Raw genomic sequence first — 1,808 nt, 5'->3', positions numbered from 1 at the left:
CGGGCCTTGACCCAAGGCCGGGTAGTTAGCGTTTTCGCAGGTCACGCAAGTGGGGCTGGTGACCATGGTGTTGCGGTGTAGAGGCCGGGGCCCAGTTTGTGGATGAGGCCGGTCTCGGCCCATCTGGAGAGTTGTCGATACATGGTCTCCATGGTGATGTCGCCGAAATGGGCGGCAATGTCACGGGGGCGCCAGAGCCGGCTGGGGTCCTCCTCGAGCAGGCCAAGGATCCGGTGACGGCGGCGCTCGGCGAGGGCGGTGTGCCGGTCGTCGCGGGAGACGGCGGGGAGCTGGGGGCGGGATTGCGCAGGCTCGAGGATGTTGATGTCGAGACCGGTGATGGTGCGGCTGGTGTCGGGCCTGCCGTCCTCGTGGCGGGTGCTGTAGCGGGACATCGGTGACTTGACCTTGCGGGTGCTGACCCGCCGGCGCCGGGGCGGCAGGAGTCGGGTCAGGATCCGGTGTCCGATCAGTCCGAGGCGACCTGCGTCAGCGGGATCGGCGATGACGGCGGCGGCCCGGATGACCTGGTCACGGGCGGTCTGCAGGGCGACGGTGAAGCAGCAGCGGTCCGGATCGGTGCCGGGGAGCGATTCGGCGGCGTCGACCATCACAGTGCGCAGGACCTGGTAGAGGGTGAGCAGGGACCACATCTCCTGCTCGATGCCTGCCGGGTCGCCCGAGCGGAGGTTGCGCCCGTTCATGATCGTGTGGCGGAGCGCGTAGTACGCGGATTCGTGTTCCCACCGCTGGTGATAGAGGCCCACCAGCGCGGTGGCAGGGTGACGGCGGGCGTCGGTCAGGGTGGTGACCAGTCGGTAGGACCCGGTGAAGGACGTGCCGTCCGCGCAGGTCACGGCGATCTGTGCGTCGATGATCCGTACTTTCACGGCGCCGATCACCGACAGGTAGGAGCCATCGACGAGGCGGGTGAGGACCGGCGTGCGCCGGTTGCTGCGGAGCCGGCCCAACACCTGAGCGCCGGTGTCCGTGACCGTTGTGAGGAAGGCGTTGCTGTCGAATCCCTTGTCCCACAGCACCAGCATGTCCGGCCGCAGCAGATGCAGGAGCCGGCCGGCGTAGCCTGTCTCGCCCTCGGCGGTGGGGCCGAACACCGCGCCGACCAGAGCCCGGGTGCCGGTCTCGACCAGCGTCATCAACTCCAGCGTCGGGTAACCATGATGCGAAGTCCTGCCCAGCCAGGCCCGGTTCCGCTCGGAATCGGGGACTCTCAGCGAACTGCAGCCGTCGAACGACACCGTCCGGTACGGACCGAAACGCACACCTGGCGTCGACGGCCGGGCCAACAACCCGGCCAGCACCTCGAACAGCGCCCGCACCGGCGCGCTGCCGATCCGCCGACGCAGGTCACGCAACGCCTTCGCCGACGGACAGACCACCGGCATCCCGGACAGACCCGCGGTCATCTTGTCCCAGACCAGGCGATAGCCGACCTCGGGGAACAGGCACATCGCCAGCAGGAAGTAGACCCCGACCCGCGACGGCAGATCACGCAGCCGTCGCTGTACCGTCCTTGTCTCCGCAAGGACCGCGTCCACCAGCTCGAACGGCACGACGGCGGTCAGTTCCCCAAGATGCCCGGGAGCGAACCGGCCCGCGGCCACGGTGACCGTTCGGGTGATGGCCGTCAGCGCGGACGGCAGGACACAATGACGGGGCAACGGAGCTCCTTCGGGACAAGCTGTCTTGGTCGACTGCCTGTACCAACGAGCTCCGTTGCTCTACGCCGGAAATCCTTCAACTGGCTCGCGTGACCTGCGAAAACGCTAACTACCCGGCCTTGGGCC

Annotated in this window: 1 protein-coding gene; it reads right to left on the bottom strand. The window is 68.0% G+C overall.

The window, feature by feature from the left end:
- Window positions 1-41: 41 nt before the first annotated feature.
- Window positions 42-1,682 carry an IS4 family transposase gene (locus tag ACFW6B_RS41080; protein WP_386605052.1) on the bottom strand — a complete coding sequence of 547 codons (1,641 nt, stop codon included), beginning with the start codon at window positions 1,680-1,682 and terminating at the stop codon, window positions 42-44.
- Between the last annotated feature and the right edge of the window lie 126 nt (window positions 1,683-1,808).

This window comes from Streptomyces sp. NPDC058751 (assembly GCF_042746485.1).
GTDB lineage: Bacteria > Actinomycetota > Actinomycetes > Streptomycetales > Streptomycetaceae > Streptomyces.
The sequence above is the reverse complement of the archived record's forward strand: the minus strand, read 5'-3'. Positions and strand labels throughout refer to the sequence as shown.